The following is a 23572-nucleotide window of genomic DNA, read 5'->3' as shown; positions in this document are numbered from 1 at the left end:
TGTGTCAAAAACCATAATACTACCAAGGAGTTAAGACACTGGCCGGCTGAATAGAGCGACCGCGGTGAAGCCGAATATCGGGGAGAATGCGTATAACGTATGCGACATTCAGGTAAACTCATTGAGGATGGGCACTACGCAATCTTCGATTCATAACAAACCGCGACTGATTCTGGCTTCCACCTCGCCACATAAAACGGCACTCCTTAAACGATTACGGCTGGCTTTTGACAGCTTTGATCCGGGAATCGATGAGTCTACCCAGCCAGGGGAGTCACCGGAACAGCTCGTAGTCAGGTTAGCTCAAGCAAAGGCGAAAGCTCAGATAGAAACCTATCCTCGGGCGCTTATTGTTGGTTCGGATCAGATTTCCCTGGTCGGGGGCGAGATCATGGGGAAACCCGGAACCCCTGAAAAGGCGAGAGAACAGCTTAGGAAAGCCAGCGGGCAACACGTGGAGTTTCTAGCGGGTTTATGTTTACTAAATTCGGCTTTAGACAGAGTTCAGGTCGATTGCGTGCGCTACAGCATCCAGTTTCGTGCTCTTACAGACGCGCAGATTGACCGCTACCTAGCGCTTGAACAACCGTATGACTGCGCAGGCAGTATAAAATCCGAACGTTTGGGCGTTGCTCTGTTTACAAAGATGGCCGGTGATGATCCCACAGTGCTGCTGGGATTACCTCTTATTCGGCTCGTGACGATGCTTGCGAATGAGGGGATCTACGTACCATAATCAACCGACAACCGTCGGCTGGAGGCCTACTTGAATTGCAGTCTAGTGCTCAGTTTTTCTGCTAGGACGGTGCCTAACCGCCTGGCGAAACGATCAAAGTAACTTTCTGTCGGCGTGAAATCGACAATTTCTTCGGCCCCAATGACTTCCCTCGCGACATAACCGGCGCTGCCTAACGCGTCAACCAGTCCGAGCTCGAGGCTTTGCTCACCAGTCCAGATGAGTCCGCTGAAGATCTTCTGATCATCCTTCAGCCGGTCTCCCCTCCCCTCTTTAACAACTTTGACAAATTGACTATGAATATTATCTAGCATTAATTGGACGTGACGCACATCATCCGGTTGCAGTGGCGAGAACGGATCAAGAAAGCCCTTGTGCTTGCCCGCCGCTATTAATCGTCGCTCAATCCCAATTTTCTCCATCGCACCGAGATACCCAAAACCATCTAACACCACTCCAATAGAACCAACGATACTGGCTTTATTAACAAATATTTTATCTGCAGCAACAGCGATGTAATAGCCTCCAGATGCGCAAGTGTCACTGATCACTGCATAAATCGGAATCTCGGGATATATATCGCGCAAGCGCGCAATCTCATCGTTGACGTAGCCCGCCTGCACGGGGCTTCCCCCCGGGCTATTGATCCGTAGGATGACACCGGCAGTTTTACTGTCTTCAAGGGCTGCTCGAAGCCCACTGACGATATTATCAGCACTTGCCTGGCTATCTGCTGCGATGATCCCATCGATTTCAATCAGCGCTGTATGTTTACCCTTGCCAATTTTGGCTTGACTCCAGTCGTCCGGGAGATACGCAAATAACAGCGCAAACAGGTAGATGAACAACAACGTCTTAAAGAAAATACCCCAACGGCGTGCGCGCCGCTGTTCGTCAAGCCCCGCCATCGCGATGCGCGTGATCAGATCGCGTTCCCAATTCGTCTGTCCTGGTCGATCGGCAGTCGAGGTTTGCTGATCCTGTTGATTCATTTCAGTCAGGCATCCTGTACTCGGTGTCTTGAATCATAATCTCAATGACCGGGCAATCAAGCCTTGATTCGAATTAACCACTCGGGTAGAGCAACGATATTTTCGAGAACATCTAAAGGCTTATATTTTAGCAAATGTTCGGGCGATTGTACGCCATAACTCACGGCTAAGCATGCAGTCCCAGCGTTGTTTGCCATCTGTAGATCGTATTCGCTATCGCCGATAACGAGGGTATCTTGGGTATCGACTCCCAATTTATCCATAATGGCTTTAAGCATTTGTGGGTGCGGCTTTGAGAATGCCTCATCGGCACATTGCGATGCATGAAACAGCGGTCCAACCCCAGTTTCTTCAAACGCACGGTTCAAACCGCGCCGGCTTTTACCTGTGGCAACCCCTAAAAGATAACCCGTGACATGCAGCGTATGCAGGGTTTCCCTCGCACCAGGAAACAGTGGTGTTGAAACGCTATCTGCGTGGCGGAAATGAACGCGATAGCATTCCGCAAGGTGGTCTCGAATATGCGCCTTAGTCTCCGGGTAAAGTTGGCGAATTGCGTCGTCCAGCCCCAATCCGATGATGTTGCGTACCTGTCGGTTGCTTGGCGGTGGAAGCTTCGCCTCAGCAATTGCTGTCTGCATCGCTGACACAATACGCGCCTCCGAGTCCATGAGCGTGCCGTCCCAATCAAAAACCAACAGGCGAAAATCGCGGCCGCTACCCACCTTGCAACCTGTCTAACACTTCGGATAGGTCCTGGGGCAACGGCGCCTCGACAGAGATACGGTCACCGTGCTCAGGGAGTCTGAAGCTTAGTCTGTTTGCGTGCAAGAACAAGCGCTTTAGGCCGTATCCCCGGGCCTGACGATTGACTTCCCAATCGCCATATTTCCGATCACCGGCAACAGGGTGATTGATAAGTGCAGCGTGGACGCGGATCTGATGTGTTCGCCCGGTCGAGAGTTTAATCTCCACCAGGGTCATATCTTGGTATCGCGCCGTTGGCATAAATACACTGACCGCCAACTTTCCATCTGATCGCACTTCCACCATGCGCTCACCCGATCGCTGGACATTCTTCCGTAATGTTCCCGTCACTTTTCTTTCCTTGCCGCGCCAACGACCGCCAAGCAGTGCGAGATAATGCTTGTCAATCTGCCCATCACGTAGCATTTTATGGAGCTGGCGCAGCACGCGTGGCTCTTTCGCAATGATTAAACAGCCCGATGTACCCCGATCAAGGCGATGGACCAGTTCCAAACGGTCGATATTGGGTCTCGCTGCCCGCAGGACCTGAATAATGCCAAACTTCAAACCACTACCACCGTGGACGGCAATTCCTGTTGGCTTGTTGAGCACAAGAAGCCGCTCATCTTCAAAGAGAACGCTGTGATCGATCTGCCGACACAGTCGCGCCGGGGGGTCGGATTGTGCCTTGCCCACTTTTGTGCGCACAGGCGGTATCCGCACAACATCGCCCGCCTTTAGACGGTAATCCTGGCGCACCCTCGCCCGATTCACTCGCACTTCTCCCGTTCTGAGCATGCGGTAGATACGGCTCTTCGGTACTCCTTTAAGCTCACTAATAAGCATATTGTCGATCCGACGCCCGGCGTGGCTGTTTTCAATGGCCAGGTAGCGTACGCTCGGTTTACGCGGAGAAAAAGTCTGATTCATTGCTTGGTTCTGCAGTTGTCGTAATCTGTTAACACTGTTATATTATCCACAGATTTTCGGGGCGTTTCCCTGAGATCTTTGAAGGGCACCGAATGGTATATGTGCCAAGTGCCTGTGTTGGTCGGTGCCGGGTGGTGCGCCAAAAAACCACGGTCTAAAGGGGTTTCTGCGTCGATTCCCCTTCTGATAGGGTCGTAGGCTGCGTTAACCCTGGCACGAGCAACCGAGCACGCAGAGAGTCCCTGGCAAACGCCGGCTGGCGTGAACCTAAATAGCTGAGGTTACCGGTGTCTGTAGCCCTTGTTGGGGTCTCATAAGCGAGTGGCTTGCATGGAGCGATTCAGAAACCGATCGGCTCGTTGCAACGATTTACGGACGTATTGCAATTACTTGAAAATACACGGGGTTAACCGTCGCTCAACCCGAATCAATGAGCGACGAAAAATGCGCTCCCACGAGCCTGATCATTCGGGCCCAGCAGCACGGGGCAGCAAAAACCCTTGCAGAATTTCGCAGCCACAGGACTGTGGTTGAGCGCACGATAGGGATGTAACAATGAACAGAATGCTGATCAACGCAACTCAGCCGGAAGAGTTGCGTGTGGCGCTAGTGGATGGCCAGCGGCTCTATGATCTCGAGATTGAGTCAACAAGCCGCGAACAGAAGAAGTCAAATATTTATAGAGGGCGTGTCGTTCGCATCGAGCCCAGCCTCGAAGCAGCGTTTGTGGATTTTGGCGCCGAGCGGCACGGCTTTCTCCCCCTCAAAGAAGTTGCCCGTTCCCTATTTAAGGACGCCCCTGATGCAAAGGGCGGACGCATTAACGTCAAAGACGCCCTTGCCGAGGGACAAGAGCTCGTTATTCAGGTTGAAAAAGAAGAGCGTGGGAGCAAGGGTGCTGCGCTGACTACGTTTATTAGCCTTGCGGGCCGCTATCTTGTTCTGATGCCCAACAATCCTCGAGTTGGAGGCGTGTCACGCCAAATCGAGGGTAGCGAACGCGCCGAGGCAAGGGAAGCCATGAGCATGCTGAATATCCCACAAGGAATGGGACTCATCCTGCGCACCGCCGGTGTTGGCAAGTCGCCTGAGGAGCTCCAATGGGATCTTGATTATCTTTTGCACTTATGGGGCGCGATAGAGAGTGCGGCCGCTGAACGTAGTGCGCCTTTTCTGGTTTATCAAGAAAGCGAGGGCATCTACCGCGCAATAAGGGATTTTCTTCGCAGCGAAATCAATGAGATATTGATAGATAATCGCGCCGTCTACGAAAAAGCTCGTGACTTCATGCAGCAGGTTATGCCTCATAACCTCCATAGGCTCAAACTTTATGAAGATAGCGTCCCGCTGTTTACACGGTATCAGATTGAGAGCCAGATTGAGTCAGCGTTTTCTCGCGCCGTCAGACTGCCTTCCGGCGGGGGTATTCACATCGATCACACCGAAGCGCTTGTCACTATCGATATTAACTCCGCCCGCGCGACTGCAGGTGGGGGTATCGAGGAAACAGCCTTCAATACGAATTTGGAGGCTTGCGATGAGATCGCCCGCCAATTGCGGCTTCGTGACCTTGGGGGCTTAATCGTCATCGACTTTATCGACATGGCCTCGAGCCATAACCAGCGTGAAGTTGAAAACCGGTTAAAAGAACTCCTTAAGTCAGATCGGGCGCGCGTGCAAATTGGCCGAATCTCAAGGTTCGGGCTCCTTGAGATGTCGCGCCAACGTCTGCGTCCATCCCTGGGGGAATCGAGTCACATCATGTGCCCTCGCTGCAGTGGCCAGGGCACCATCCGTGGCGTGGAATCACTTGCCTTATCGGTGCTACGGCTCATCGAAGAAGAGGCCATGAAGGAGATGACTGCTAAGGTTATCGCACAGCTCCCGGTCGACACCGCAACATTCTTGTTGAATGAGAAACGCCAGGCGATGCAGGGGATACAAGAAAGCCTGCAGGTCGAGATTGTTTTGATCCCAAATCCTGCCCTGGAGACGCCACAATACACGTTGCAACGTGTTCGGCAGAGTGAAGCCGACAGTGAAGAATATAAGCAGGTCAGTTACAAACTAGCACCGGCAACGGAGGATGCCGAGACAGAGGCCCTCAGCACGGATAGGCCGCGCCCTGAGACCCCCGCTGTTATGCAGGTCATACCTGAAAAACCCGTCCCTGTTGCTAGCAAACGGGCTACTCGACCTGGACCAGGTTTCCTTAAGCGTCTGATGATCAGTCTTTTTGGGGCACAAGCTCAGAAGGAAGGCAAGCCGGCGACAAGGAGCACCCGGACTCCTCAGCGACGTCGCCGTAGCACTCCCACACGCGGGCGCACGCCGGCGACCGGGCGTGAACCCTCACGGCGCAATGCAGCGGCTAAGCCCAATAGGCGCGAAACCCCCGATCGAAGTGAGGATGGGCGGTCCGATATGCGTCGGGATGACAATGGCGACAGGGGCGTCGCCTTCGCTGGTGATAAGAGGGCAGATTCAGAGACGACTCAGACAAGACGTGCTGGGGCGCGCCGCGGACACCGAGGCGGTCGGCGGCGGCGGCGGCCACCTGCTGCCGCTAAGGTCGATCCCAGCGTGGAAGCCACAAGACAGCCAACGGAGGAGGCAAATCAAGGCGCCCATGAGCCTGTCGCGCGCGCCACTGAACCCGGTGATTTGACGAGCCAAGGCGCTGCCCGGGACCGGAGCGGCGTCACAGACACAGGCGAATCCCAGGCATCAATGCGAGGAAACGATAGGCAACGAGCGCCCGGGCGCCCCACCCCGTCCACCTCCCCCCCAGCGTTACCCGATATCCCTGATGTGCCAGTGGATATCCATAGGGCCGAGCATAGCGATGTCGCGCCGGCGGGCCGTACGCCAGACGGTGTCCAGACAGAATCGGGTCGTGATGCTGAGGATCACCCCAGTGCCGCGAAATCGGCGCCCTCCCAGACCCCAGAAGAAGCTAAAGAGTAACAAGGACGGGGGGTTGAACCCCCCATCATCTCGACAAGACGCAGATCGCGCCTCAATCGCTGACTTTCTTTGGCACTTTTCAGGCAAACATTTTATTAAACAGGAACTAACAACAACTATATAAACTAATTTATTGTTAAAGCGTGTGCCATGAAAGGGAAAAAGGCCCAGCTTGCCACGGTCTGTCGGTTCCGAATGAGTCGTTCGCGCCCCCTCTCGCCTACACTGATTTGGTCAAGGCAACAAAGGCAAGGGCATGGTCAAGCTCATGGGCCAGACTAAGGTGAGTTTGTGCAATGCCAGACCCTGTAAGCATCTCCAAGGCGCGGCCGCTGCATTGCAGACTTGGGCGACCGAGATCGTCATGAACGACTGCGATCTGTTTTAGAAAGAGACCGCCGCGGAACCCCGTGCCGAATGCTTTGACGAGCGCTTCCTTGGCCGCAAAACGTGTGGCTAGAAAGCGGGCGGGGTTTCGCGTACGGCCATACTCGACGTATTCTTTCTTCGCTAGGATCCGACGCGCAAATCGAACGCCATAACGATCAAGATTTTCCTGCATCCGACTAATATGAACGATATCAACCCCGATTCCGAAGATCACTGCCGTGCCTCCCGCATCAGCCGCTTCATCTCTCTTACAGCATTGCCAAGCCCTGTAAACACCGCACACGAGACAATGCTATGCCCGATATTTAGTTCTTGGATATCGGGAATTGCAGCGATGGCTTGCACATTTTGGTAATTCAGACCATGTCCTGCATTGACATACAGCCCTGCCGCCACTCCTTGGCGAACAGCATCGATGATCGTTTGAAGCTCTTGCTCGCTCGATGCTGAAGGCCAGCTATCAGCAAATGGGCCCGTGTGAATCTCTATCACTGATGCGCTTACCTCGGATGCGGCCTCGATCTGCATTGGATCTGCATCAATAAAGAGTGAGACTCGGATGCCGGCCTCGCTAAGTCGCAAGCATGCGTCTCTTAGTCTTTCCTTTTGAGTCGCCACATTCAGGCCCCCTTCAGTAGTCAGCTCCTCACGACGTTCAGGGACCAAACAACAGTCTTGGGGGCGAACCTTTTCAGCAATAGTTAACATCTCCTCGGTAACCGCCATTTCCAAATTCATGCGGGTTAATAGCACGTCTTTGAGGAGATAGACGTCCCGTTCTTGTATGTGTCGCCGATCTTCACGTAAATGAATCGTTATGGCATCGGCGCCAGCTTGCTCCGCATCACATGCCGCCTGAACCGGTTCCGGGTAACGTGTCCCACGGGCTTCCCTGAGGGTTGCGACATGATCAATATTTACACCAAGTAAAATCTCTTCCATGCCATGTTCTAAAATCGACATGCAGTTGCACCGAGTATGAGCAGGAAGGGCCAGCAGGCACCACTAAGTACGTGATTCTGGCAGCGAAGATATAGGACGTACACAATCGAAGCGCAATTTGCTCCATTTGGGGTTTGAATTATGAAGGCCCCTTCCCCGCTCTATATTTATCTCCTAAACCCTTATCAGGCGTATTTTTTAGATAGGCGTAGTAGAGTTCTCGACTGGCGAGAGGTTTAGTCCCAACGTATTGAGTCAGAACAAATCGCATAAGTTGCTTTGCCTCTCGAAGAACATCATTATCGTTAAATTGCTCTTCAGCAATAGCTAACAACGTTTCTCCTTGCACCTTTATATAGTTAGAGGTCTTTGGTGCCGACGCCAGAGGACCCGAATCAAGTTGGTAGTAATACGCTTCATTCGGATGGATGGCCTTGCCAGATTGCACCTCATGGTCCAAGCGCAAACCATAACCGATTGCTCGTAACAATCGTTTCTCAAAGACCCGAAGCACTTTCTCTTCATCTTCGGGCTCTGTAAGGTGGGTAACAGCGTCATGATATGAGTTGAATAACTCTAAATGACGTTCATGACGATGAAGCAAGCGTAATAGTAGTTCATTTAAATAGAATCCTGCGATCAGTCGTTTGCCACAGAGCGGGCGAAAGCGGCCGTCAGGTTCGACAGCCGTTAGCGTGCCCAATTCGCCTTTACCAGACCATGCAACTTGCAGTCGCTGGAAGGGCTGTAATATGTTGCGATTCTTTGAACGCTTTTGCCTGACCCCGCGGGCAACAAGCGCAACGCGGCCTTGCTCCGCTGAGAATACCTCCACCAACAAACTAGTTTCCCGATAAGCACGCCGGTGTAGGACATACGCGGGATTTAACGAAACTCGCACTATTCTCGATCTAATTCACAACCTGGTAAAGTTATAAGAGACATTTACGCATGGTAACCCAGTTCCTGTAGGGCACGCATATCATCGGACCATCGCTTTTTAATCTTAACCCAAGTGCGTAGAAAGACCTTACTACCAAACATTCTTTCCATATCTTTTCTGGCTTGCTCTCCTGCTTCCTTTAGCACGCTACCATTTTTGCCGATAACTATTTGTTTTTGCCCTGGACGCTCTACCCAGATCGTAGCCATGATTTGTAAAACGCCTTTTTGTCGTGTGAATTGATCAACTACGACACTTAGGTGATAAGGCACTTCCGCTCCCAACATTCGCATTAACTTTTCGCGAATGAGCTCAGCGGCGAAAAAACGCTCGCTGCGATCGGTCAGTTGATCAACGGGATAGCATAGTGGCCCGCGAGGTAATTGGGATAGAATGCATTGATCAAGCGCTTTCACATTGTCTCCTTTGCGCGCTGATATAGGAAAAATCTCTTTATAGTCCAATGTATGCCTAATTTTATCAAGATACGGTAACAGTTCTGACTTATCCTTGACCTTATCAATCTTATTGATTGCAAGAATCACGGGCAAAGATAAAGTTTTTAACTGGGAAATGACATAGTCATCTTCTTCCGTCCAAGACAACGCTTCAATAATGTGTACGATAAAATCGACTCCCACTATGGCGCTATAGACTTCGCGGTTCATGTAGCGATTCATAGTCCCTCGCGGCGACTTCTGTAGTCCTGGTGTATCCACATAGATCGCTTGACGACGTTCCACGGTTTTTATGCCAAGAATACGGTAACGGGTTGTTTGAGGTTTTCGGGAGGTAATACTGATCTTCTGCCCGATTAGCCTGTTGAGCAATGTGGACTTCCCCACATTAGGTCGCCCAATGATTGCTACATAGCCGCACTGCTCGTTTTGACTATCCAGCATCTGAGTGACCTTCTTTATTAACTATACGGCTACTCTGGGGTCTCGCGCGGTTTTCCTGCAACTGCGTCAGCGCCTCCGCTGCTGCGGACTGCTCTGCGCGTCGCTTGCTGAGTCCTTGGGCTAGGACGGGCGCCCGTAGGCCAGCGACCTCACACTGTATCGTAAAAGTCTTAGCATGGGCTTCGCCTTCATCCGCAATGACTTGGTAGGATGGCAAAGGTAATTGCCGGGCCTGAAGGTATTCCTGCAATTGGGTCTTGGGATCTTTGGCAATACCCTCAAGCGATACCAACGCCAAGGGCTCCTTGTATATATTGAGGACTTTCTCACAGCAGACCGTCATGCCTGCATCTAGGTAAATGGCGCCGATAATGGCTTCTAAGGCATTGGACAGGATTGAGTCGCGCCGCCAGCCGCCACTTTTTAGTTCACCGCTACCCATTTTCAGGTAGCTTCCGATTTCATGCTCCCTGGCAAGGGAGGCTAGAGTATCGCGCTTTACTAATGCCGCTCGTAGGCGTGTCAATTCACCTTCAGTTGCCGTAGGAAAGCGCTTGTACAAGGCTTCAGCAATAATGAAGCCGAGCAGCGCATCACCTAAGTATTCCAGTCGTTCGTTATTTTTATCCCTCGTACTGCGGTGGGTCAACGCTTCGCGGAGCAATTTTATCTCTTTAAAGTGATGACCAAGGATTTGCGTTAACGTTGCGATTGAGGCACTCCATTCGATGATAAATCCACAGTTTTATTGAACTTTAAAACAATAGCAAGATTTGCAAACAGGTCATTTCGCAATTCGTACTTCATAGTCAACTTACGCTTATTAGTATTCTTGAGTTTCGTTACTGTAAGGGAATTCTTGATATTTCGTTCGTTAAATCGCCTTACGCCGCTGACTTCGAGATTCCGTGCTAAATACTTTTGAATATCCCTCGTTGTGAGGCGACCGATATCACGTCTTTCTGCGACGGCCTTCATGCCGGCTGCCACTCGAAAGCTCTCATAATAGAGTGGAAACACTTTTAGAGTGACAAGGCTAAAGAAGGCGATCAAACCGAGGATAACAAGCCATCCGATTCCCGTAATGCCATGTTGTTTTTTAGCCAGTTTCATCATATGTGTTCCTTTTATCTCTACAAGTTACTGTACTGCCATACCAATCCGCTCCCAGGTCACACCACCATTCTTACTGTCCCAGTTCATCCAAGTCAGAAATGCTCTTCCTATCAAATTTTCCTCCGGTACTGTGCCCCAGTAGCGACTATCTTTGCTATTATCACGGTTGTCGCCCATCACAAAATATTGTCCTTCAGGTACCACGATCGGTGGTAAATCAAGGGATCGGCGATCCGGAGCCAACAGAATCTCGTGTTCGATTCCATCAAGGCTTTCTTCCCGCAATGAGGCACCAGTCATCATTGCGCCTGCCCCATTGCCGCTATATGTTCCCAGAACTGTCTGGTTTGATGGTTTGCCGTTGATATATAACGTCTTATCGTAATAGGCTATTTCATCGCCTGGCAAGCCAACAACTCGTTTAATAAATGGAATTGATGGATCTTCCGGATATCGAAAGACAACGATGTCCCCTCGTGACGGTGCCCCGATATCGATAACCTTCGAATTGAGCACGGGGAGGCGAATACCATAATTAAACTTATTTACTAAAATGAAGTCCCCGATCAAAAGTGTCGGCATCATAGAGCCTGATGGAATACGGAACGGTTCAACAACAAAGGACCGCAAAATCAATACAATGATAAATATAGGGAAAAATGAACGGGCATATTCCACAAGCACAGGGTGGCGGCTTAGTTGCTTCGACTGCTCGACATCGACCGTATCGCCAAGCATAGCTAAGGCCTGACGACGCCTGGGTGCTAATACGAGTGAATCAAAGGCCCAAATCAAGCCGCTCACTACAACAAGCAGTACCATGACAGTTGCAAAATCCAAACTCATTTCTTCTTTCCAACCTGTAAGACTGCCATGAAGGCCTCCTGCGGTATTTCCACCGACCCGAACTGCTTCATTCGTTTTTTGCCGGCTTTTTGTTTCTCCAGCAATTTTCTCTTACGCGTGATATCGCCACCATAGCATTTGGCTGTAACATTTTTGCGTAGTGCTTTAACCGTTTCTCTCGCCACGATATGCGAACCAACCGCAGCCTGAATCGCGACGTCAAACATCTGTCTCGGAATGAGTTCCTTCATTCTTTCCGTTAATTCGCGACCACGCGATCTAATCTGATCACGATGCACTATCGTTGATAACGCATCAACTTTAGCCCCATTTATGAGGATATCAACTTTTGCCATATCCGCCTGCTGAAAGCGCAAAAATGAATAGTCAAATGATGCATAGCCGCGACTTACCGACTTCAATCGATCAAAAAAATCTAATACTACCTCACTCATCGGTAACTCGAAACTAAGCGATACCTGGTTTCCAAGGTATTGTAGCTTCTTTTGTACGCCTCGCTTTTCAATGCAGAGCGAGATGACTTTACCTACATGCTTCTGTGGTACAAGGATATCAGCACGAATAATCGGTTCGCGAATTTCACTGATCTGGTCTGGAGCCGGTAGCTGTGCTGGATTATCGATTAGGCACTGCTTCCCACGAGCGGTCAACACCTCATAGATCACTGTGGGTGCAGTCGTAATTAGGTTTAATCCGTACTCGCGCTCAAGGCGTTCTTGAACGATCTCCATATGCAGCATCCCTAGAAACCCACATCGAAACCCAAATCCGAGCGCCTCAGAGGATTCCAGTTCGTAATGTAGGGCAGCATCGTTTAAGCGCAGTTTAGCCAATGCCTCGCGTAAGGCTCCATAGTCACTAGAGTCTACTGGAAAGAGCCCAGCAAAGACGCGCGGCTTAATCACCTGAAAACCAGGCAACGGGCCACCTATTTCAGCGTTAACGTCACTCAATGTATCACCCACGGGTGCACCATCAATGTCCTTAATTCCCGCAGTGACATATCCGACTTCACCAGTTTCCAAGCGATTACGAGACGTTCGTTTAGGAGTAAATATCCCTACCTGATCTACTTGAAACTCCTTTCCTGTCGACATTACACGAATCTTTTGTCCTGTTGATAAATGCCCATCGACAACCCGCACAAGTGATACCACCCCCAGATATTTGTCAAACCATGAGTCAACGATCAGTGCCTTCAGTGGTGCATCGCTACTGCCTCTTGGCGGAGGTACACGCCGCACCAACACCTCTAAAAGCTCTCGCACCCCCTGGCCTGATTTTGCGCTGACCCGGATGGCATCCTTAGCGTCGATACCAATGATCTCCTCAATCTCTTGAATGACTTTTTCCGGCGCTGCTGCAGGAAGATCGATCTTGTTCAAAACGGGTATAACTTCAAGCCCCTGTTCAATCGCCGTGATACAGTTTGCAACACTCTGCGCCTCGACCCCTTGGGCTGCGTCCACTACTAGCAACGCACCTTCGCAAGCTGCCAAAGAGCGAGAGACCTCATAGCTGAAATCAACATGTCCTGGGGTATCAATTAGGTTTACCTGGTATTTACAGCCATCATTCGCCATAAACTGCAACGTGACATTTTGCGCTTTAATCGTGATTCCACGCTCTCGCTCTAACTCCATTGAGTCAAGAACCTGTTCCGACATCTCACGTTCAGTCAGACCACCGCAGATCTGTATAAATCGATCAGCTAACGTCGATTTCCCATGATCGATATGCGCGATAATAGAAAAGTTTCGAATGTGTTGCATTAAAGAATGAATGAACAACCCCCGTGAAAAAACAGGGAGAAAGTTAGTTACCTGCTAGGAAGTCTGCCTTTTGGAGCGGCCGGCGGGTATGCCATAGCACAGTATCAGACAGGTAATGGCGCGGGTATCTATGTTATTACGTATTACTTGTTAACCCGTTAAATGAGTATTCAGCCAATTAAACCGGACGGTTGCAGCGTGGCCTGATTTTAACCGATTACGAACCTGCGATCACGTTAAACGTTTGATTGTGCCAAATTAAAGACCTCTTAATCCTGCCTGTTTAGCAAGGATGTTCATTCCTCCTCCACAAGCTTCATCGCTAGAAAGATCGGACCGCCACGTCGTTGAACTAAGATGGGCACGGACTTACCTGCGGGCAAGCTCGCTACCAACGTTTTAAAGTGATCAACATCTTTAACCTTGACGTTATTAAGCAGCAAGATCACATCACCCTTGCGAATCCCTGCTTGTTTAGCTGGACCATCTTTTAGCCTGTCTACGACAACACCGTCTTCTTGGATCTCTAACTGCTCTCGCTGTTTGTCAGTGAGATCTCGCACAACAATATTGAGACGGTTGTCGGTAACACCGCCGGGTTTGCCCATTGAGGCTAGCTTCAGATCATCATCTTCAGGTAACTCAGCGATATGAACCTTCACCAGTTGCGGTTTGCCGTTTCGTATAATCTTCACATGCACGTCACTACCGACACGGCTATTGCCCACGAGCGGTGGCAAATCAGACGAAAAATTAATTGAATTTCCAGCATAGGCAACGATAATGTCACCTGCTTGTATCCCTGCGCCGTCCGCTGGACTATCAGCCAATACTTTGGCGACAAGTGCACCGTGCGGCTTCTTCATGCTAAAAGACTCTGCAAGTTCTCTCGTGACATCTTGAATAAGAACGCCAAGCCAGCCGCGTGTAACATGGCCTTGTTCCCTGAGCTGCTCATACACGTTCATGACGACGTCGATCGGAACTGCAAAAGACAACCCCATAAACCCTCCTGTGCGGCTGTAGATTTGCGAATTCACACCGACGACTTGACCATCGAGATTGAGAAGCGGACCACCTGAATTCCCTGGATTAATAGCCACGTCTGTCTGAATAAATGGCACATAGTTTTCATTCGGTAAACTGCGCCTTTTCGCGCTGACAATACCTGCGGTAACGGAGTGATCGAAACCGAAGGGTGATCCAATAGCTAACACCCATTCTCCAACTTTCAAGTCCGCGGCCGTTCCAACCTCAACTGCAGGCAGATTATCCGCACTAATTTTCAATACTGCGATATCACTGCGTTCATCCGTTCCAATTACCTCAGCAACAAACTCACGTCTGTCGCTCATTCGCACGATAATTTCGTCGGCATCCTTGACAACATGATAATTGGTAATCACATACCCGTCCTTTGAGACGATGAATCCGGATCCGAGCGACGATCTGGGTTCAAACCCTTCTGATCCCTCAGGAATCTCCCCAAAGAATCGGCGGAAGAATTCGTGCAACGGGCTGTCCTCAGGGATATCAGGGATGCTAAATCTTGGCGGCAGTGATTGCCTGGACGCCTGTTTGAACGACGTGCTGATATTTACAACGGCAGCACTGTTCTTTTCGACAAGAGCCGTAAAGTCAGGTAGGTTTCTCGCGAAGGCTGTTTGCAAATAAAACAGCGAGCCAAAAAAGGCGACTGACAGCACTGAGGCGTGATGCAAATTCAAGTGTTTCATGTGCTTTCCTGCAGCCATTTCGTTAACGATTAGATGACAGCACCAATACTTCCCTTGATCGGCCCCCAAGACGGCGCCTGGTAAAGCCACGCAGCCAAAGGAAACCACTCAACAGGCCACAGCCACTGCATCCGACCGGCACAGCATCCGATTCAACCCACCCAAATGAATCGATGGCAAGCTGTCCAACCATGGCACCAGCGAGCATTGAAAGTACGGGCACAAGATACACTGCCAATGATGCAACCATGACACGGCGTTCATCAATACCAATAGTAACTTCTTCACCCATACGGCCGCCCGCATTATTATAGGCCTTGATCCTAGGTTTCCTACGCGATAGGAGGTCAGTGATGGCAGCTACGCCACATGCCCTGCCCTCACTGCACGCGGCGCAACGAAGCTGACAAGGTTCAACCCAAACAAAATCGCCGTCTTGGGCAATGATACGGGCGCGCCGCGTTATCATGGATGACTAATTACGCTGGACGACGGATGTAGCGATCTTCTCAACCGTTACCCGCGGTACCTCGCCGACTGCGGTCACCTGATGCCCCCCCACTAGGATACCAAAGGCGTTCACTGCGCCCATCTGTGAAAGGCCTTCCAAGGTGTCGCTAACTTGCTCTTGTTCTTCGATAAACACCGAAATCATCGCAAGCCCATCAGAAAACATCATATGATCAACCGGCATCCGGCTGATTGCCATTGGTTGTATTTCATAATCGCTCATCGCGAAACCGCCGGGCAACCACGTAACCTTCCATTGCCCGTTGCCGGCTCTTGCGGCAGAGGCCTCTGAGCTACGGGTGTACCATGTATAATCCTTACCTGAGATCGCAGGCTTCAATAGGGACTCAGGGATGTCCTCAGGCAAACTGATCTGCGTAAACAGAATTTGTTCCAGTGTGTCTCCATTGTGATTCAGCAACTCAGATTTCAACAGCAGGTTGGTTTCCAGGTCAACCCATAACCGGTATCCGTAACGGAACTGGTCTTTTGGATTGATGCTGACGATCCACGTGGATCGGCCGGCGATGCGATCCGTTCCCGCAAGCGAGAAAGTATAAAACTCACCAACGGTTTCAATTGGCTCCGGGAGCCTAGCGGGCAGGAGCTTACGTGGCCGGCTCTTTTCCACCATCACCGCTTTCTCATCCGGGAAAATACACGTCACTGACTCATTGTCACGGATTACCTCACGGGCGACCCCAGTTAAGGACACGAGTCGCGCATATTCCCTGCCATCCTCCACCTTATGAATAATGCGCATCGTGTCCATCTCATCACCATGTCGGTAGACAAACGTCCCATCATAATTCAGCCGTTGCGTGGCTTGGGACATCTTGTCCAAGATGGTCCGAGCAGTAACAGAGGTATCAGTCGCCTGAGCGCTGCTGGGGAATATCAGTACGAATAAAAACAGCCTGTAGAAACAAAAGGCTTGATGGCGTGCTTTGCCGTCACTCGCTTGGTTCATATGTGACAATTCTCACATAAGGAAGCATTCCCTGCATAGCGATATTCGCCCCATACTCATTGTGATTGACTAGGTAACTATTGAGGCGTGATGCAACTGCTGACTGTCCCTGAATCCATTGAGGTCCGATGACCGGCTGTGACTCCACCGTCACCACGCCTGTAACCTGCGGGCGCACAACCGACTGCGGACTATCGCTGCTGCTTACGGTCACGACCGGGGGGCTTTGAACCAAGCGCTGGACCGGTGTCTCAGTGCCCGCTATCACGACGCGCTTCGGTTGAGCTGACTGCGGTGGCCTCTCACCGGAACCATCGGTCACCGGCTGATGTTGCACAACCTGCTCGACGCGTTCAGGGTTAACGTTTGAGTTATTTTGCTGCACGGTCAGTACTGCCACTGCTGCCACAGAGGCGGCAATAGCAAAGCCCGCGACAGGCTTGACAAACCGATTAACGTGCCACTGCGGTGCCAGCACCGTTGGTTCCTCTGATAGGGCATCGCTGACTCTGTCGACAAGCGTGCGGCCATATGCTGTGGGTGTGCTGGATTTCAATGTGCTGCTGATGAGGTGATAGCGTTCCCATGCTGCCCGAAGGGCGCGATCGCTTAGTAAAGCGCGAATAAGGTTTTTGCTGTCGGCGTCCGACAGCTCACCATCCATCAACAGGGATAACTGTTTACGGGCTTTCTCATTCATGGTCTTCTTTCATTCCTACTCGAGTAACGGTTTTAAACGTTTATCGATGGCTTCCCGTGCGCGAAATATCCGTGATCGCACCGTGCCAATTGGACATGCCATCACCGCTGCGATCTCTTCATAACTCAGGCCTTCCACTTCGCGCAGGGTAATTGCCGTGGAAAGATCTTCGGGCAAGTCTTCGATTGCTTTGAGGATCGTCGTCCCAATTTCATCCGTTAGGAGCATATGCTCTGGCGTCGCAATATCATTTAGAGCAGACTCTAGTGCAATTTGTTCACTTTCAGCAAGGTCCTGCTCCCGCTCAACCGGCCTTCGTGACTGTACGACCAGATAATTCTTGGCTGTATTGATGGCAATCCGGTACATCCAGGTATAGAAGGCGCTATCACCACGAAAGCTCGGTAAAGCCCGATATGCCTTAAAAAAGGCCTCCTGTGCAACATCCAAAGCGTCATTCGGGTCCCGGACAAACCTTGATACCAGATTGATGATCCGGTGCTGATACTTCAGTACCAGCAGGTCGAATGCCTTTTTGTCGCCTTGCTGTACCCGCCGGATCAGCTGTTGATCGGCGCTGCTGTCGCCCATTCGGGCTTCCCTCTTATGTTATTATCACGGCAGCTCCCTGCGGCCTTAACCATAGACCATTTTTAACCAATAAAGTTCGCAAGAAAGCGCCGTAATCAGTAAGTTACGCAAAAAATTGATTATATCAGCTTAAGCCCAATGGCTCACCAGTACCACTATGATGTACTCATCATCGGCAGCGGCGCGTCCGGTCTGAGTCTGGCCTTGCAACTCGCTGAGCACGTCCGAGTTGCGGTACTCTCGAAGGGGTCGGTGCAAGAGGGGGCAACCCTATACGCGCAGGGGGGCATATCGGCGGTGCTCGACGCTTGCGACTCCGTGGGGTCCCACGTTGAGGATACCCTCAACGCGGGTGCTGGGCTCTGTAAACGTGAAATAGTCGAGTTTGTGGTCGCCCACGGTCGCGACAGCATTCAATGGCTTTTTGATCTGGGGGTCGATTTCACCCAGGTCCGTAAGCCCGACGGTCGCATGGATTATCACCTGCACCAAGAAGGCGGACACAGTCATCGGCGTATCGCTCACGCGGCAGACGCCACCGGCTCAGCCATCGAGCGAACACTTGAGAGTAAAGCACGCGCCCATCGCCACATTGACCTGTTCGAGCGCCACGTCGCTATTGACCTCATTACAGGTCCCAAGCGCGGACTCCCCACGAACTGTTGTCTCGGCGCCTATGTCTACGATCGAGAAGACGACAGAGTCTCTGTATTTCGCGCATGTTTTGTCGTTCTTGCGACGGGCGGCGCGGGTAAGGTATATCTTTTTACCAGCAATCCCGATGTTTCCACAGGGGATGGTATCGCCATGGCGTGGCGTGCTGGGTGCCCAATCGCCAACATGGAATTCATCCAGTTTCATCCAACAATTCTGTATCACCCGGGCGCCAAATCCTTCCTGATCACCGAGGCCATTCGTGGCGAGGGTGGCAAGCTGCTGCTGCCCGACGGCCAGCCGTTCATGGACCGCTTCGACTCCCGTGCAGAACTTGCTCCACGTGACATTGTCGCGCGGGCTATCGATCATGAAATGAAGCGTCTCGGAAGTGACAGTGTCTACCTCGACATTAGTCACAAACCGGCTGATTTCATCGAATCCCATTTCCCGACAGTTTACGCGAGCTGCCTGAAATTCGGGTTTGATTTAACCAAGAAACCTATTCCGGTTGTCCCCGCTGCCCACTACATCTGTGGCGGCATCGTCACAGATCGATATGGACGAACCGATATTCCGGGTTTATATGCTATCGGTGAAGTGGCATGTACGGGTTTACATGGTGCCAACCGGATCGCAAGCAATGCGCTCTTGGAGTGTGTTGTATTTGCACACTCAGCATATAAAGAAATCTGCGCGGCGTTAGGGCGTGCGCCGGAGCCAGATGAATTGCCCGATTGGGATGAAAGCCGGGTTACGGATTCCGACGAAGAAGTGGTGGTTTCCCACAACTGGGACGAACTCCGGCGCTTTATGTGGGATTACGTGGGCATCGAACGCACAACCAAACGACTACAGCGGGCCAAACACCGCATTGACCTGCTGCGGGCGGAAATCGCTGAATATTACGGTCATTTCCGGGTTACAAACGATCTCATTGAGCTGCGCAACCTCGTCGAGGTCGCCGACCTCATCATTCGTTCGGCGCTCCAGCGCAGAGAGAGCCGTGGCCTCCACTACACCCGAGACTATCCAGAGCCCGATCTGAAGCAACCGCCGCATGATACGGTCCTGTGGCCAGACCCATCGCATGCAGGCCACGTAGCTGCATAAGGGCGACTTGCGGACTGTACAAGCAGACACGGGACGGCGATCCCGACGTCGAGCGTTACGACGAATGCAGGGCGGCTCGAACTGGGTAAGGGGTCATTATAACTCATCCCCTTTTCAGCAAGTCCACTAGCGCCTGTTCCTTTAGTAAAGGGACCCCGAGCTGCTCGGCCCGCGCAAGCTTGCTACCCGGATCGCCGCCCACCACCACGTAGGTGGTGTTCTTTGATATGCTGGAGGCGATCTTGGCGCCAAGGGCCTGCAGGCGCTTCTTGGCCTCGTCTCGGGTCATCGACTTCAATGTGCCCGTCAATACGAATGTTTGGCCACTGAGTTTCCCTTGCCCCGGTGCCATCCGCGGTGGGTCTTCCCATCGGATGCCGGCATCCAATAATCGCTTGAGCACGGCCCGATTATGTGCCTGGCGAAAAAAAACCGAGATGTTGCCTGCTACCACCGGCCCAACATCCGGAACCTGCTGCAGCGTTTCTATATCTGCTTCCTGTAGGGCCTTCAGGGAACCGAAATGCCTTGCCAAGATCTCAGTCGTGGCCTCACCCACATCACGAATACCTAATGCGTAGAGGAATCGCACCCATGTGGTTGACTTGCTCTTTTCCAGCGCGTGCACAAGATTTGCGGCTGATTTGGCTCCCATGCGCGGGAGCCCCGCTAATTGTTCAACCTGTAAGCCATAAAGGTCTGCAACTGTTTGTACATAACCTGCTTCGACGAGTTGTTCGACGAGCTTGTCCCCTAACCCTTCGATGTCCATGGCGCGGCGCGAGGCAAAGTGCAAGATCGCCTGCATTCGCTGAGCGGCGCAATAAAGGCCGCCCGTGCAGCGCGAGGCCGCCTCCCCGGCTACTCTGACCACCTCTGAATTGCATATTGGACACCGCTTGGGCATTCGATACCGCCGTGCGGATTTTGGGCGTCGCTCCTTAACAACCTGCACGATCTCGGGAATCACATCACCAGCCCTGCGCACGATCACTGTATCCCCAACCATCACATCCTTGCGTTTTATCTCATCCTCGTTGTGCAGCGTCGCATTGGTGACCGTTGCCCCCCCGACGATGACGGGTTCGAGTCGTGCGACCGGGGTCAAGGCACCCGTGCGACCGACCTGCACGTCGATAGCTAAGACCTTGGTCAACTCTTCTTCGGGAGGAAACTTGTGGGCAACGGCCCAGCGCGGTGCCCGGGTACGGTAGCCTAGCGCCTGCTGTTGCTGGATCAAATTGACTTTATATACGACACCATCAATGGCGTACCCCAAATCATGCCGAACCGCCGCCATGCGACGGTAGTAGGCAAGGCACCCTTCTGCACCTTTAACGACGACCAGCTCGCTGGAAACTTTGAGTCCCCAGTCCGTGAGACCGGCGAGGATGTCACTGTGACGGTCCGGCAGCTCGCCGCCCTCCACAACGCCGGTGCCGTAGCAGAACATATCAAGTGGCCGCTCAGCCGTGACCCGGGGGTCGAGCTGGCGCAGGCTACCGGCGGCGGCATTCCGCGGGTTCGCAAAAAGCTTCTGGCCATGCTTTGACTGCATCTCATTCAGGGCGCGAAAACCGTCGCGGGTCATGAAGACTTCACCGCGCACTTCCAGAACTTGTGGGAACCCACGTCCGCGGAGGCTCAACGGGACACTTTTTATAGTGCGGACATTCTGGGTGACGTCTTCTCCAATTGTTCCATCACCACGTGTTGCCGCACGCACCAGCTTGCCTCTTTCGTACCGCAGACTAACTGCTAGGCCATCAAGTTTGGTCTCGCAGGCATACTCCAACTCATCAACCCCGAGGCGATCGCGCAAACGGTGGTCAAAATCTCGCACTTTCCCGTCATCAAATGCATTACCAAGGGAAAGCATCGGTACCTCATGGCGAATCTCGCTAAAGGTATCTAGTGGCTCTGCACCGATACGCTGTGTGGGTGAGTCCGGCGTGGCTAACTCGGGGTACTGCGCCTCCAACCCTTCTAACTCCCTCAGCAGGCGGTTATATTCGGCATCCGGGATCGTGGGTTCATCCAACACGTAATAGCGGAAATTATGTTCGTTGACTTGCTCGCGCAAAAACGCTACGCGTCGAGCGACATCCTTACTCACCATCACCAATCAACCAGAGCAGGGTGCCCCTGGACATGGGCAGCCTAAAGATCAAGGATCCTGAGAGATCGCTAGCGGGTTTGCAGTGCAGTTTAATAAAACCCAGTTGGGCGCCTCGCAAATAATCACAGCGGAACCTTACTGTTCGCCGCCAATGGATGCAATCCTGGCATGAATCGCTTTGATATCGTTTTCTTTAAGCAATTGATGATCCGCACTCCGCACATCGCCACCAAGCACATCAGCAAGGCGCTTCGTGACGTCTAACATGAGTGAGAATATATCTTTTGCTCGCATCGGCCCAGGCAAGCGCATGAAAACAGCAAGCCCCCGCGTAATGAGGGTTTCTACGTGGGTGAGATCGAAGTGACCCGGCTCCAACATATTCGCCAGGCTAAATAATGGTTGCTCGGATAATTCGCTATCAACACCATAGTGGTGGAATATGCCCATGGACCCATAGGTCATTCCTACTTCCTCCACCGCCTTCACAATTTCAGTTCCCCGGTAGGTCTTACCATCTGCGGCTGTGACATATAGCAAGATGATGTGCTCTTCATTTAGATCCTGTTGTCCAATGCGTGATGTATCACCTGCATGACGCTCATCTGATGTGTGCGCTTCATCGCTCAGCGCGGCCTCGGGCGCCATGGTAATGAAATCGGCTGAAGTAACCTGGGCGGCCTCATTGAATTTGAATGCCATCAGTGGACGGTCAAGGTCACTCAGTGCAGCCCTGCCGTGCTTATCGTCATCAGGCTGGGGAGCTATTACCAGATCGATCAGATCCCCTGCTTCATTGACCCGAGGCTCGCTACCGGGTTTGGCACGATGCACCTTAGCATTCTCCCAAAGGTAAATGCCTGCGATGAGGAGCAAACCGACGCCTAACAGTATCAACCGCAGGTCATTCATAGTTAGGCCGTTGCCGTTGCGAGCTCCACCGCTTGATCCATGTCAACCGCGACGAGACGCGAGACCCCTGCCTCCTGCATCGTCACTCCCACTAACTGTTCGGTGATTTCCATGGTGATCTTATTATGGGTAACCAATACAAACTGCACCCGTTCCGACATGGACTTGACCAGATCACAGAAGCGCGCCACGTTAGTATCATCGAGCGGTGCATCCACTTCATCAAGAAGACAAAATGGGGCCGGATTGAGCTCAAAGATTGCAAATACCAGTGCTACGGCCGTCAATGCTTTTTCGCCACCAGAAAGCAGGTGAATGTTCGTGTTGCGCTTTCCTGGCGGCCTTGCCATCACGGTCACGCCAGTCTGCAATAGGTCATCGCCGGTAAGTTCTAGATATGAATGCCCGCCACCAAATAAACGTGGGAACATCGATTGTAAGTTCGTATTTAGCTTGTCAAAAGTCTCCTTGAATCGAGTCCGTGTTTCACGATCGATCTTACGAATAGCATTTTCTAGGGTCGTAAGCGCCTCATGCAAATCATCATGCTGACTATCAAGATAGGTCTTGCGCTCAGACAGCTGCGAGAATTCATCAATTGCGGCAAGATTGATGGCGCCCAATCGATCAATCTTTCGGTTGACAGCATCTAGGCGTTCTTGCCACGTGGCGTCTTCGGCATCCTCTGGTAAAGAGGACAGTATTTCATCGAGCTGAAATCCCGCACTATCGAGTTGCTCCCTTAGTGTCTGCATGCGAACGCGTGTAGTCTGTCTTGCCATTCTAACTTGATCTAATTCGTCCCGAAATTCCTGAACTTCCTGTTCACAAGTGATTCGTTGCTGCTCTAGCTCCCGCAGGCTAGCTTCGAGAGATTCCACCTGCTCGCGGGCGCCACTCAACTCATTTTCTACCTCTACCTTCTTGCTCAGAGTGCGATCAAGTTGTTTGCGCGACTCCTTA

22 protein-coding genes are annotated in these 23572 nt (G+C 51.8%); 3 read left to right on the top strand and 19 right to left on the bottom strand.

The features are described 5' to 3' along the window. Positions 1-127: 127 nt before the first annotated feature. Complete coding sequence (locus tag O6944_00425) at positions 128-736, top strand: Maf family nucleotide pyrophosphatase (GenBank protein ID MCZ6717618.1); 609 nt, start codon at positions 128-130, stop codon at positions 734-736. A 26-nt stretch (positions 737-762) separates the two neighbouring features. Here the strand turns inward: O6944_00425 and sppA are convergent, their stop codons facing one another. The 3 genes from sppA to O6944_00410 are packed head-to-tail and all read right to left on the bottom strand — an operon-like array spanning position 763 to position 3405. Then, positions 763-1728, bottom strand: a complete 966-nt coding sequence (gene sppA / locus O6944_00420) for a signal peptide peptidase SppA (protein MCZ6717617.1) — start codon at positions 1726-1728, stop codon at positions 763-765. A gap of 56 nt (positions 1729-1784) precedes the next feature. Then, positions 1785-2453, bottom strand: a complete 669-nt coding sequence (locus tag O6944_00415; protein ID MCZ6717616.1) for an HAD-IA family hydrolase — start codon at positions 2451-2453, stop codon at positions 1785-1787. Continuing rightward, positions 2446-3405, bottom strand: a complete 960-nt coding sequence (locus O6944_00410; protein ID MCZ6717615.1) for an RluA family pseudouridine synthase — start codon at positions 3403-3405, stop codon at positions 2446-2448. Before O6944_00410 ends, O6944_00415 begins: the two co-directional genes overlap by 8 nt. A gap of 555 nt (positions 3406-3960) precedes the next feature. On the opposite strand from O6944_00410, the gene O6944_00405 reads away from it, so the two are divergent. Further along, complete coding sequence (locus O6944_00405; GenBank protein ID MCZ6717614.1) at positions 3961-6372, top strand: Rne/Rng family ribonuclease; 2412 nt, start codon at positions 3961-3963, stop codon at positions 6370-6372. A 220-nt stretch (positions 6373-6592) separates the two neighbouring features. Here the strand turns inward: O6944_00405 and acpS are convergent, their stop codons facing one another. From acpS to rpoE, 13 genes are all read right to left on the bottom strand, one after another. Continuing rightward, complete coding sequence (gene acpS / locus O6944_00400; protein MCZ6717613.1) at positions 6593-6976, bottom strand: holo-ACP synthase; 384 nt, start codon at positions 6974-6976, stop codon at positions 6593-6595. Further along, positions 6973-7704 (bottom strand): pyridoxine 5'-phosphate synthase, encoded by a 732-nt coding sequence (gene pdxJ / locus O6944_00395; protein ID MCZ6717612.1) that lies wholly within the window; start codon positions 7702-7704, stop codon positions 6973-6975. Before pdxJ ends, acpS begins: the two co-directional genes overlap by 4 nt. 139 nt (positions 7705-7843) lie before the next feature. Beyond that, entirely contained in the window at positions 7844-8605 is a 762-nt protein-coding gene (recO, locus tag O6944_00390; protein ID MCZ6717611.1) for a DNA repair protein RecO, read from the bottom strand. A gap of 44 nt (positions 8606-8649) precedes the next feature. Further along, positions 8650-9549, bottom strand: a complete 900-nt coding sequence (gene era, locus O6944_00385; GenBank protein MCZ6717610.1) for a GTPase Era — start codon at positions 9547-9549, stop codon at positions 8650-8652. Further along, complete coding sequence (rnc, locus tag O6944_00380; protein ID MCZ6717609.1) at positions 9539-10261, bottom strand: ribonuclease III; 723 nt, start codon at positions 10259-10261, stop codon at positions 9539-9541. The genes era and rnc overlap by 11 nt, the downstream gene beginning before the upstream one ends. Next, positions 10249-10665, bottom strand: coding sequence for a DUF4845 domain-containing protein (locus O6944_00375; GenBank protein ID MCZ6717608.1), 417 nt, complete (start codon positions 10663-10665; stop codon positions 10249-10251). Before O6944_00375 ends, rnc begins: the two co-directional genes overlap by 13 nt. 24 nt (positions 10666-10689) lie before the next feature. Next, entirely contained in the window at positions 10690-11511 is an 822-nt protein-coding gene (lepB, locus tag O6944_00370; protein ID MCZ6717607.1) for a signal peptidase I, read from the bottom strand. Then, on the bottom strand, positions 11508-13304 hold the full coding sequence (lepA, locus tag O6944_00365) for a translation elongation factor 4 (GenBank protein ID MCZ6717606.1): 1797 nt from the start codon (positions 13302-13304) through the stop codon (positions 11508-11510). The genes lepB and lepA overlap by 4 nt, the downstream gene beginning before the upstream one ends. A gap of 296 nt (positions 13305-13600) precedes the next feature. Next, a complete protein-coding gene (locus O6944_00360; GenBank protein MCZ6717605.1) occupies positions 13601-15040 on the bottom strand; it encodes a DegQ family serine endoprotease in 1440 nt (479 codons plus the stop codon). Between the two features lie 22 nt (positions 15041-15062). Beyond that, complete coding sequence (locus O6944_00355; GenBank protein ID MCZ6717604.1) at positions 15063-15509, bottom strand: SoxR reducing system RseC family protein; 447 nt, start codon at positions 15507-15509, stop codon at positions 15063-15065. Positions 15510-15515: 6 nt separating this feature from the next. Further along, a complete protein-coding gene (locus O6944_00350; protein ID MCZ6717603.1) occupies positions 15516-16520 on the bottom strand; it encodes a MucB/RseB C-terminal domain-containing protein in 1005 nt (334 codons plus the stop codon). Beyond that, positions 16504-17220, bottom strand: coding sequence for a sigma-E factor negative regulatory protein (locus O6944_00345; GenBank protein ID MCZ6717602.1), 717 nt, complete (start codon positions 17218-17220; stop codon positions 16504-16506). The genes O6944_00350 and O6944_00345 overlap by 17 nt, the downstream gene beginning before the upstream one ends. A gap of 15 nt (positions 17221-17235) precedes the next feature. Then, on the bottom strand, positions 17236-17811 hold the full coding sequence (gene rpoE, locus O6944_00340) for an RNA polymerase sigma factor RpoE (protein ID MCZ6717601.1): 576 nt from the start codon (positions 17809-17811) through the stop codon (positions 17236-17238). A 138-nt stretch (positions 17812-17949) separates the two neighbouring features. Here rpoE and nadB point away from each other — a divergent pair, with 138 nt between their 5' ends. Next, the gene (gene nadB / locus O6944_00335) at positions 17950-19578 is read left to right on the top strand and encodes an L-aspartate oxidase (GenBank protein MCZ6717600.1); all 1629 of its coding nucleotides are present in this window, start codon (positions 17950-17952) and stop codon (positions 19576-19578) included. Between the two features lie 103 nt (positions 19579-19681). Here the strand turns inward: nadB and ligA are convergent, their stop codons facing one another. From ligA to O6944_00320, 3 genes are all read right to left on the bottom strand, one after another. Next, entirely contained in the window at positions 19682-21697 is a 2016-nt protein-coding gene (ligA, locus tag O6944_00330; GenBank protein ID MCZ6717599.1) for an NAD-dependent DNA ligase LigA, read from the bottom strand. Between the two features lie 135 nt (positions 21698-21832). After that, positions 21833-22609, bottom strand: a complete 777-nt coding sequence (gene zipA / locus O6944_00325; protein MCZ6717598.1) for a cell division protein ZipA — start codon at positions 22607-22609, stop codon at positions 21833-21835. 2 nt (positions 22610-22611) lie between these two features. Further along, a partial coding sequence (locus O6944_00320) for a chromosome segregation protein SMC (protein MCZ6717597.1) occupies positions 22612-23572 on the bottom strand: 961 nt, incomplete at its 5' end.

The organism is Gammaproteobacteria bacterium, from assembly GCA_027296625.1.
In the GTDB taxonomy this organism is placed as follows: Bacteria; Pseudomonadota; Gammaproteobacteria; order JAKEHO01; family JAKEHO01; genus JAKEHO01.
The sequence above is the reverse complement of the archived record's forward strand: the minus strand, read 5'-3'. Positions and strand labels throughout refer to the sequence as shown.

Coding starts and splice junctions, on each gene's coding strand:
- O6944_00425 (MCZ6717618.1), top strand. CDS start 128: ATGGGCACTACGCAATCTTCGATTCATAACAAACCGCGACTGATTCTG.
- sppA (MCZ6717617.1), bottom strand. CDS start 1,728: ATGAATCAACAGGATCAGCAAACCTCGACTGCCGATCGACCAGGACAG.
- O6944_00410 (MCZ6717615.1), bottom strand. CDS start 3,405: ATGAATCAGACTTTTTCTCCGCGTAAACCGAGCGTACGCTACCTGGCC.
- O6944_00405 (MCZ6717614.1), top strand. CDS start 3,961: ATGAACAGAATGCTGATCAACGCAACTCAGCCGGAAGAGTTGCGTGTG.
- pdxJ (MCZ6717612.1), bottom strand. CDS start 7,704: ATGGAAGAGATTTTACTTGGTGTAAATATTGATCATGTCGCAACCCTC.
- era (MCZ6717610.1), bottom strand. CDS start 9,549: ATGCTGGATAGTCAAAACGAGCAGTGCGGCTATGTAGCAATCATTGGG.
- O6944_00375 (MCZ6717608.1), bottom strand. CDS start 10,665: ATGATGAAACTGGCTAAAAAACAACATGGCATTACGGGAATCGGATGG.
- lepB (MCZ6717607.1), bottom strand. CDS start 11,511: ATGAGTTTGGATTTTGCAACTGTCATGGTACTGCTTGTTGTAGTGAGC.
- lepA (MCZ6717606.1), bottom strand. CDS start 13,304: ATGCAACACATTCGAAACTTTTCTATTATCGCGCATATCGATCATGGG.
- O6944_00360 (MCZ6717605.1), bottom strand. CDS start 15,040: ATGAAACACTTGAATTTGCATCACGCCTCAGTGCTGTCAGTCGCCTTT.
- O6944_00355 (MCZ6717604.1), bottom strand. CDS start 15,509: ATGATAACGCGGCGCGCCCGTATCATTGCCCAAGACGGCGATTTTGTT.
- O6944_00350 (MCZ6717603.1), bottom strand. CDS start 16,520: ATGAACCAAGCGAGTGACGGCAAAGCACGCCATCAAGCCTTTTGTTTC.
- O6944_00345 (MCZ6717602.1), bottom strand. CDS start 17,220: ATGAATGAGAAAGCCCGTAAACAGTTATCCCTGTTGATGGATGGTGAG.
- rpoE (MCZ6717601.1), bottom strand. CDS start 17,811: ATGGGCGACAGCAGCGCCGATCAACAGCTGATCCGGCGGGTACAGCAA.
- nadB (MCZ6717600.1), top strand. CDS start 17,950: ATGGCTCACCAGTACCACTATGATGTACTCATCATCGGCAGCGGCGCG.
- ligA (MCZ6717599.1), bottom strand. CDS start 21,697: ATGGTGAGTAAGGATGTCGCTCGACGCGTAGCGTTTTTGCGCGAGCAA.
- zipA (MCZ6717598.1), bottom strand. CDS start 22,609: ATGAATGACCTGCGGTTGATACTGTTAGGCGTCGGTTTGCTCCTCATC.